The following is a 6,603-nucleotide window of genomic DNA, read 5'->3' on the forward strand; positions in this document are numbered from 1 at the left end:
TTATTATTGCCTTTTTTCGTGTGCCCATATTCATCTCCCATTAAAAGCATGGGTATACCCTGAGAAAGCATCAGGATTAAGTGAAAATTGCGCATTTGCCTTTCACGTAATTGAAGAATTTGCGCATTCTCAGTGACTCCTTCTTCGCCACAATTCCAGCTGTCATTGTCGTTTGTGCCGTCTCGATTATCCTCGCCATTGCTGAGATTGTCTTTCATGTTATAACTGACAAGATCGCGCAATGTAAAACCATCATGGACGTTGATAAAATTAATGCTGCTGGTTGGTGCTCGCCCATTTCCGTACATGTCGGATGAACCAGATATCCGGGTCGCAAATTCCCCTTTTTGGTGATCGGTTCCTTTTATAAATCTTCGGATGCTATCCCGATAACGCCCATTCCATTCACACCAACGATTTTTTTGAGGATAAAAGTCTCCAACCTGGTAAAGCATTCCGGCATCCCAAGGTTCTGCAATTAGTTTGACTTTTGATAGAATGGGGTCTTCAGAAATGGCTTCAATGGCCGGGGGAAGAGGAACTGGAATCCCTTGTTCATCGCGCGTTAAAGCGGAGGCTAGATCAAAACGAAAGCCATCCACATGCATTTCTACCACCCAGTATCGCAAACAATCAAGAATGAATTCGCGCACAACAGGGTGATTGCTATTCACTGTATTTCCGCAGCCGGTATAGTCTTTGTATTGCTTTTCTTCATCTTGGATATAATAGATCTCATCTGCTAAAGCTCTAAAACAAAATCCTGGTTTTTTTTTTCCTCCTTCTGCCGTATGGTTAAAAACGACGTCAATAATCACTTCGATTCCATGTCGATGGAGCTCCCGCACCATTGTTTTAAATTCTTGAATGACCACTCCTGAATTTTCTTCGGATGCATACCGCTTCATAGGGGAAAAGAAATTAACGGTAGAATAACCCCAATAATTATAGAGTTGCTTTTCCTGATTGGGGAATAGCTTTTGGTATTCATTTTCGTTAAATTCTTGGATAGGGAGCAATTCGACGGCGTTAATGCCTAGGTCTATTAAATGAGGAATTTTTTCAATCACGCCTAAAAATTGTCCTGGGTGTGAGACTTGACTAGAGGGGTGCTGTGTAAATCCTCTCACGTGCATTTCATAAATGACCAAATTTTGCAAAGGCAGGTGAGGCGATTTGACATTTTGCCAATCAAAGGTGTTTGCTGAAGGATGAGCACAAGAGGGGGCGTAATTGCCACTTTTCCCCCATATATGTGTCGATGTTAGAGATTTAGCATAGGGATCTAATACCTTTGTGTAATGGCTGCCATCTTCTTTTTTTATTTCAAATGCATATATTAAATCGGCAGGAAGATTTTTCACATATGCGTGCCAAATTTCACCGGTCTGGAAAAGAGGAATTTGAGCAATGGGAGGATCAGTGGGTTTTAAAAAAAGATGAAGGGTTACGTTTTGGGCCTGATGCACAAAAAGGGAAAAATTGATTCCGCCGCAATCACCAAAGATACCTAAGTTAAGAGGGGATCCTTTTTCTACTTGAAAAGACTGAAGCTCTGACACGTATTTGCCTAAATTAAAGGAATTAGAGATAATTTGTGTATACCGAACTGAAATTTTATGTGCAAATTTTTTTATAGGGATTATTAGTTAAATTAAAATTATTATTGCTTTGTTTTGTTGATTGAATTGCAGTTTATTGTTTAAAGATATTATAATAAAAAGATGTAAAAAGGATGTTTATAGTTTATTGTTTATATGAATTTATCAATGATTTTAGAGAGTAGGGATTAGGGGGCAAGCTGCAGAGAAAACAGTTTACTTTTAAACGACAATCTTGCATCTTTGATCTTTTTTAAGAATGGATTCTTACTTAAAAATTATGAAAAACTTTTAAACTGTAACCCTAGGTTGCAGCGTAACCTTTAGGAGGTTGTGTATGTCGTTTGAAAATGCTAAAGAGAACCTTAAAGAGTTCGGGAAAGAGCTTGGTTTAGAGGGGTTAGAGTTTGACGAGAACAATACCTGTATTTTGGGGATTGATGATGAGTTTTCGTTACATTTAACTTACGAACCAAATTCTAAAAGACTCTATCTCTATTCTCCTCTTCTGGATGGACTTCCACGCGACGACAAAACAAAACTACGCCTTTACGAAAAACTACTAGAGATGTCCATGCTCGGTGGCCAAATGGCGGGTGGGGGCGTTGGTGTTGCTGTGCAGGAAGAGCTAATTCTTATGCATTGCACCATTGATATGGAACATGCAGTCCCATCAGCTCTCAGAGCGTTTGCTCCTCTCTACGTAGAAACAGTAGAAGGCTTACGTAAGCTTTGTGCAGAAATCTCAGAAGGTAGAGATACAGCTTCTAAGCCAAAAGAAAGCGATATGCTTCCTGGTGGATTATCTGGGAAAAAAGGCAATCAAGGATTTATCAAAATCTAGTCCCCTGTAAATGTGCCGTTGAATATTTCTTGATTCAACGGTGCATCATTTTTATGCAGAGTGGTTGGCAATCCAATCTCTAATCTGTATACGAATATCTTGTTCTTCTTTTTTCAGGTGATTGAGTTCTGTCTGAAAACTCTCAAGTAATTCTCCTAATACGGAATAGGTCTGGATGAGGCTTTGATCGATTGTTTTAAAATTCCACTTCTTTTTGCAAAAATCTAATAGTTCAGAATAGATGATAAGGGCAGATTTTGAAAGGGCTTTTAATTCAATGTCATCCTCAGTAAGAGTATTTTGGTATTGCTGAAGCGTTTCTAACGTTTGCAAAATGACCCGTTGAATGGCTTCTAGATATTGGGCAATTTGTTGGTTAGGATTTCTTCCAAAAATATAGCATAGAATTCCTTGTTTTTTTACGGCGTAACGGACGCTCAGGATTCCTTCCACCAATTCAAGCAGCAGCTGTGTTTGGTTGTGTAGACCTTGAATACTTTGCTGGAGATTAAGTGTATGGTTTAAAGATCCTTTAAGGGCGGTATAAATAGGCTGCTCGGAGGGGTAAAGGCTGAGAATCATGAGGGAAAGATCTTCTTCCATCCGGTCAATATTCTCTTCTGCAGTATCCTCCAAAGAATCTAAAAGATGATCCATTCTTATGAGTTTTTGTTTTGTTTCCGCAAGGATTTTTTGAGCAGCTTTAAGCTGCTCTTCTAAATAAAAATCGGATGTTTTTTGATAAAATAACGTATTTTTCAACGTCTCAATAGCCTTTTCCTGTTCAGTTATAGCCGTTTCTACTTGCTCTCTTTGCAAAGATAAAGTTTGTTTTTCAGTATGGGAAAGTCGTAGAAGATCGAGCTCTTCTTTCATCGAACGAATTTTTTGGGGATCCATAGGGTGCATAATTACCTTGATTTTGCTGGCCATATTATTTATGGTATAAAGCTGCAATTTTATACAAATCAACATCAGGGCTTCAAGCATTAAAAAATTGGATTTCAATTTTTACGTGTTTAAAATTTAAGCTCTGAGATCATTAAAGGAAAAGCTATGAATCATCTTTATCTTGCAGGACATCTCGGAGCAGATCCAGAAACGCGTTTTACACCTGGTGGACAAAAAGTCACGACTTTACGTATTGCCACAAACTCTTATCAAAATGGACAAGATGTCACCACTTGGTGGCGTGTGACATGCTGGGGAGACAAATTTGACAAAATCTTGCCTCACTTGAAAAAGGGAAGTGCTGTTATCATCATGGGCGAAATGAAAAAACCTGAAATTTATATGGATAAAGAAGGGCGACCTCAAGTTGCACTTGAACTCACAGCAGAAAGCATTCGCTTTAGTCCTTTTGGTAAATCTGAAAAAGGCGATAGAGAGGGCGGTGCTCAGCAGGGTGGTGGATTTGCGCCTCGTCAGCAAAGTCGTGCTGATTTTGGTGAGCAAACGTTCCAGTCGAATGGGGGAGCGGGGTCTTATGGACAGAATCCTTCTTATGAAAACTTTGAGGATGAAGATTCTAAGCTACCTTTTTAAGGTTGCTCCCAATTCCATAAAGTTGGTTGCCAATATCCGTCTGAGAGCTTTTCCAAAGAAATGCCTATCAGACGGAGTGGCACATCTTTTGTGTGTACCTTTAAGAAAAAATCGCGAGCCTCTTCCCAGATGGTTTGTTCATCCTGTGTATGGCTGAACAAAAGGCGAGAGCGTGTCACTGTGCGAAAATCGCTATAGCGTAATTTAAGTGAAAAGCCTCGCGTTCTAGTTTGGTATTTTTTTAATCGTTTACACGCTTTTTGAACGAGTTCAGATAAAGTTTCGAGTAGAATGGTCGAGTCCGCAAGATCGGCTTCGAAGGTTGTTTCTGCTCCAATGGATTTGGGAAAGTATTCTTCTCCATCAACTGGTCGCTTATCAATGCCGTGAGCTGCGAGATAAAAATAGTAGCCCCGCGTCCCATAACGCTCGATCAACGTATCTAAATCGATTTTTTGAAGATCAGCAATCGTGTAAAGACGATCATCGATTAAAGATTTCTCGGTTTTTGAGCCAATACCCGGAATTGCTCCAATCGGGAGTGTTGCAAGAAAAGCAGCTTCTTCCCCAGAAGGAATTTCATAAAGACCATTCGGTTTAGCGCGTGAAGACGCGATTTTAGCAATTAACTTGTTGCTTGCAATTCCGACAGAACATGTCAGTCCCGTATTTTTCAAGACCGCTTCTTTGAGTTTTCTTCCATACTGCTTAGCTGTCATTTCTGGATCATCTTTCAAGAAGGACACATCCATGTAGGCTTCGTCAATACTGACCACTTCTACCAGAGAAGAGTGCCTGGATAGGATATCCATCACTTTGGAAGAGTAATTCCTGTAAATAGCGTAATCCCCCTCCACAAAAATGGCGTGGGGGCATTTTTTTTTTGCTTCAAATAAAGACATGGCGGAGTGGACCCCATAGGCTCGAGCTTCATAGGAGCATGTTGAAACAACCCCTCGTTTATCGGGGGAACCCCCAACAATAACCGGTTTGCCCTTTAAAGAGGGATTGCGCAGAATTTCAATGGAAGCAAAAAATGCATCCATATCGATATGAAAAATAATACGCTGATTCATTCACCTATTTTCGTAAAGCTCAAGAAAAATGTCACGGAGAATTCACTCCATTGAAAGCCATTCTGGCATCTTTTTTGAATTTACGAAGTCATGGGTGAAGGAATACACTTATTCAAGGTTAAATGGAAGAGGGGTATTTCTTTAACTTCTAGATTCTTAATAATTTAAGGTCAGAGGTGTGGTATGATTGAGAAAAAAAAGACAGGGGAAAAAGCGAGTAAAACGGTAAAAGAAGCCATTGTAAAAAAAGTATCAGTCGCACCGGCAAAAAAATCCGTTTCGATTGCAAAAAAAAGTGATGATAATGAAGTTCCTATAAAGGAACCCACTATTTCGAAAGAGCATAAGGCTCAGCCTTGGATAAAAGTGCAAACTGCCGAAGGATGGAAAAGAGAAAGGCGCAAAGAAAAAATGGCTAGCAAAAAAGAATAGCTTGGAAGAGACTGCTTGAGTATGATGAAGCAAAGTTTGATGGGACAGGAGCTCAAAATTGCGCATTGTGATAATCGTTCAAGCACGTATGGGATCAACACGATTACCCGGGAAGGTTCTTAAGCCAGTATTAGGGCGGCCTTTGCTTGGCTATTTGATAGAACGTCTAAAAGCTGCTGCTAATGCGGATGGTTTGTTGATTGCTACAACGACGCATCCTCTTGACCAAGCCATAGTGGACTACTGTCAGAAGGAAAATGTGCAAGTTGTCAGAGGAAGCGAGGAGAACGTCTTAAGCCGTTATGTCGAAGCGGGCAAATTCACACATGCTGATGCGGTTGTGCGTATTACGGCTGATTGCCCGATTATAGACCCGAAGATTATCGATCAACAGATTACTTTTTATCGAGATCATGCCCATGAATACGATTATATCACGAATGCTTTAAAGCGTACCTTTCCTTATGGAATGGAAGTGGAAGTCTTTTCATTTAAAGAATTGGAAAAAGCTGCTTCGCTTAAAACAAGCTTAATCGAGCAGGAGCATGTGACACCGGTCTTTTATTTTCACCAAAAACAGTACCGTGTCTTTAATGTGACGTTAGAAGAAGATCTTTCTCGCTACCGTTTAACCGTTGATACTCCCGAAGATTTTGAACTTGTCAAGCGGGTGATTGAGGCGCTCTATCCGAGAAACCCGTTATTTTCTTTAGATGACATTCTTTTACTTCTTCAAAAGCATCCAGAATGGCTCCTTCTAAATGCGCAAATTCAACAGAAAAGTGTTAAAAATGATGGGTGAAATGGAAAAAATTCGATTCGAATGTGTGTGCGTTTCTGAAAACCATGCGCACCAGGTGATGGAGTGGCGGAATGACCCTGTAACGCGTGCGATGTCTTTTCATCAAGAGCTTAAAGAATGGGATCCTTTTTGGAAGGAATTTCAAGAACGTTTTTTTGTTTGTCCTGCATTGCCACCCTTATTCATGTTGGTCGATGGGAATCGTGCGGGCTTTTTGGCCTTTCATCCCATTTCACATCCAGTAGGAAAAACGTTATCCTGTTGCGAGATTTCGATTCAAATTGCTCCTGAATATCGGGGGAT

At 40.2% G+C, this 6,603-nt stretch carries 7 protein-coding genes and 1 pseudogene; 5 read left to right on the forward strand and 3 right to left on the reverse strand.

Features of this window, described 5'->3' with window-relative positions; genetic code table 11:
- Window positions 1-1,562, reverse strand: a 1,562-nt coding sequence (locus AB7E63_RS12795; RefSeq protein WP_428419621.1) for a glycogen debranching protein, incomplete at its 3' end; no start/stop codon positions are given.
- Window positions 1,563-1,938: 376 nt separating this feature from the next.
- On the opposite strand from AB7E63_RS12795, the gene AB7E63_RS12800 reads away from it, so the two are divergent.
- Window positions 1,939-2,445: a CesT family type III secretion system chaperone gene (locus AB7E63_RS12800; protein WP_006339818.1), complete on the forward strand. Its 507-nt coding sequence runs from the start codon at window positions 1,939-1,941 to the stop codon at window positions 2,443-2,445.
- A gap of 51 nt (window positions 2,446-2,496) precedes the next feature.
- Here the strand turns inward: AB7E63_RS12800 and AB7E63_RS12805 are convergent, their stop codons facing one another.
- Complete coding sequence (locus AB7E63_RS12805; RefSeq protein ID WP_241208946.1) at window positions 2,497-3,345, reverse strand: hypothetical protein; 849 nt, start codon at window positions 3,343-3,345, stop codon at window positions 2,497-2,499.
- Window positions 3,346-3,501: 156 nt separating this feature from the next.
- Between AB7E63_RS12805 and ssb the strand changes: the two genes are divergently transcribed.
- On the forward strand, window positions 3,502-3,990 hold the full coding sequence (gene ssb, locus AB7E63_RS12810; RefSeq protein WP_006339816.1) for a single-stranded DNA-binding protein: 489 nt from the start codon (window positions 3,502-3,504) through the stop codon (window positions 3,988-3,990).
- Here ssb and dinB read toward each other — a convergent pair.
- Entirely contained in the window at window positions 3,987-5,066 is a 1,080-nt protein-coding gene (dinB, locus tag AB7E63_RS12815) for a DNA polymerase IV (protein WP_013925094.1), read from the reverse strand. The genes ssb and dinB overlap by 4 nt on opposite strands.
- Window positions 5,067-5,249: 183 nt before the next feature.
- On the opposite strand from dinB, the gene AB7E63_RS12820 reads away from it, so the two are divergent.
- The 3 genes and pseudogenes from AB7E63_RS12820 to AB7E63_RS12830 form a co-directional block, all read left to right on the forward strand.
- Window positions 5,250-5,498, forward strand: a complete 249-nt coding sequence (locus AB7E63_RS12820; RefSeq protein ID WP_006339813.1) for a hypothetical protein — start codon at window positions 5,250-5,252, stop codon at window positions 5,496-5,498.
- Window positions 5,499-5,556: 58 nt separating this feature from the next.
- On the forward strand, window positions 5,557-6,300 hold the full coding sequence (locus AB7E63_RS12825; protein ID WP_036745792.1) for a cytidylyltransferase domain-containing protein: 744 nt from the start codon (window positions 5,557-5,559) through the stop codon (window positions 6,298-6,300).
- 1 nt (window position 6,301) lies between these two features.
- Window positions 6,302-6,603, forward strand: a pseudogene (locus tag AB7E63_RS12830) (GNAT family N-acetyltransferase); the annotation flags it as partial.

It is taken from the genome of Parachlamydia sp., assembly GCF_050255895.1.
GTDB lineage: Bacteria > Chlamydiota > Chlamydiia > Chlamydiales > Parachlamydiaceae > Parachlamydia > Parachlamydia acanthamoebae.